The organism is Mycolicibacterium peregrinum (assembly GCF_001665625.1).
GTDB classification, from domain to species: domain Bacteria; phylum Actinomycetota; class Actinomycetes; order Mycobacteriales; family Mycobacteriaceae; genus Mycobacterium; species Mycobacterium peregrinum_B.
The window spans coordinates 1-2,221 of record NZ_LZSY01000143.1 but is presented as its reverse complement, the minus strand read 5'-3'; the positions used below and the strand labels follow the sequence as shown (position 1 = coordinate 2,221).

Here is a 2,221-nt window from a genome sequence, read left to right as displayed (position 1 = left end):
CGCGGTCAATGGCAAGGGCGGCGACCAGGGCATCGACATCGAGATCAACGTCTATGGCAGGCCATGGATCATGCAGCTCAAGTTCTTCCCAGGAGAGTTTTCGACCGAACGTCGAAAGCGCCGCCGCCAGATCGTCGATTCGTATCACCAGGCCCAACAGCCTCGGCCGGTCATCTGGTCGTTGTCGTCCTGTCCTTATGCTCTACTCCCGAACACCAATTCGTGACGAGCCTCCACGGCGGCCGGCCGGCCCCCTACATCACCGTCATTGACCGCGACGATCTCGACAAGCGGATGGCTGACGCTCCCCACATCGAGTCCTACGTGCACCGCACCACCAACTCGGAGCTGGAACGACTGGCCAAGATCTACAACCAGGAAAAGGCTGCCGTCCTCGGAGGAGTAACCGACGTGCTGACCCAGGTCCGCGACCTCGGCAGCGTCGTCAACACCCTCGATCCCGAATGGGCCATTGGCTTCGCATCCGCCCCAGGGGGATCCACTAGCTCGGTCATGGTGGCCCCGCGACGCCCTGGCGCGGCGATACACAACCCTATCCGAATGGCCGTAGGTGTCGACGAACTCGATCCGGAGCTGAGCCGCCAACTCCTGCGAAGCATCGGCTATGCGGTGCCGGGGACCGTGATAATGCCAGCCAACGTCATACGGTCGGTACACATTTCGGGAGGCCCGTTCGTCGCTGGCGAATATCCTCCGGGGGAGGTCCATCTGGTCACCCCGTCAGGTGCGGGAGGCCGCGGCAAGACGGTGGAACTGCGCGCATTTCAGCGTGACAACACCGACGTTCAGATTTTCGAGGGCACCGTCATCAACCATTCCCTGCCCGGACCCGCGGGAGGGACCATTGAGGCGGCGTTCTGCGACGGTCGCCTCACGTTGCGGATGCTCCTGCCATACACCGTGGGCCCGGCGCACGAGGTTTTCGGTCCGCCCGGCGTGGGCCTGTCTTACGACTTCGCTGCTACGAGATCGACCAGTGGAACGCGCAAGGCGCCACTCGCGGCGTTCTCGATCTGCTGGAAGCGCCCGCGCCGGTTGCGTGGCACATCTATCACGCCGTCTGCGATCCCGACCCTGATCACGAGGGCTAGAGCTTCCCGGCGTCGCAATGCGCAACATGGCCCCAGCTCGTCGCCTGGACGGCGCACGTGGTCGAAAAGCCCTGGGCCCGATACACAACCTGGGTTGCCTTGCTGCGGTCAATTCTGACCAACAGCGGTGCGAGCGCGTCCGCAGGCCGCTAGTACCGATCCATGAATCCCGCGGTATCGCCACCGGGCCCCGTCAACTGGCCAAGGCGAATGGAGCCTGGTGACGATGCCGGGCTCGCGGCCCTGCGTTAAGCCGCCCCGCGTTCGTGGCACGAGACGATCCCACTTCTGAAGGCGGTGTGCACATTGGCAGATGAACCGTCCCGCTCGGCCGGCAAAAGCGCAAAGCCGGTCCCGGACTGGATACAAGCACACGGGATTGTGGACCGCCCCACAGGGTTGAAGCGTGCGCGGGCGTCGCGGCAACTCGTGACGGCTGCAACCACCAATGCCTTGGGGAGGGATTCTTCGTTCGGGCCCGCCCCACTGTTGCTGGGAGGCTTGATCAACCGGGGCATCGGTCTACACGAGGGCGCGATCGCTGCCCTCGAAACCGACAACCCGTTCTCAGCGTTTACCCTCATTCGCTCCTTGGCAGAGAACGCAGCGAGCTTGCTGTATGCCGTGGAGCATCCGACCAAGATTGAGCGGATCCTAGGCTTGGACGGCAGCCGCGCAATGGCCATCGGAAAGATCACGTCGTATGCGAACCGAAGCGAGCGCTTCGGCGCGTTTCAGCTGGTCTACTCGCAGTTGAGCGAGTACGCCCATCCGCTGTCGAAGTCGATCACGGCTTCGGCTTCGATGGACGACGAGAAGTTTCGGTGGTGGGGTACGCCGGCATTCAGGCCGGGAAATGACTTCCTGATGGCCTGTGTCTGGCTGATCGAACTTGCCGGGGCCAATGCGGATCTGATCGTCGATTTCGCCAACGTTCAGGGGTGGTGAAGGAAAGGCGCTGCGGGACAGCGCCGCTGCGAAGTGGGGCAGTGGAGGCCGTGCCGGCCGAGGCGGGGCATGTCTCCGGTCCGGTTCGGTGGAACCCGGGTATGTGTGGGAGCTCGGGACAGGTGCCCAGAAAGCGGAGAAGCGTCGACCCGCACGTGGGT

General features: G+C 63.7%; 3 protein-coding genes. All 3 read left to right on the top strand.

Features of this window, described 5'->3' with window-relative positions:
• Positions 1–226 (top strand): hypothetical protein (locus A5779_RS34105; RefSeq protein ID WP_165609820.1); only part of this gene is annotated, 226 nt, incomplete at its 5' end.
• Positions 223–1,230, top strand: a complete 1,008-nt coding sequence (locus A5779_RS22880) for a hypothetical protein (protein WP_064885913.1) — start codon at positions 223–225, stop codon at positions 1,228–1,230. The genes A5779_RS34105 and A5779_RS22880, both read left to right, overlap by 4 nt.
• Before the next feature lie 188 nt (positions 1,231–1,418).
• A complete protein-coding gene (locus A5779_RS34310; RefSeq protein ID WP_207549107.1) occupies positions 1,419–2,060 on the top strand; it encodes a hypothetical protein in 642 nt (213 codons plus the stop codon).
• The last annotated feature ends 161 nt before the right edge of the window (positions 2,061–2,221 follow it).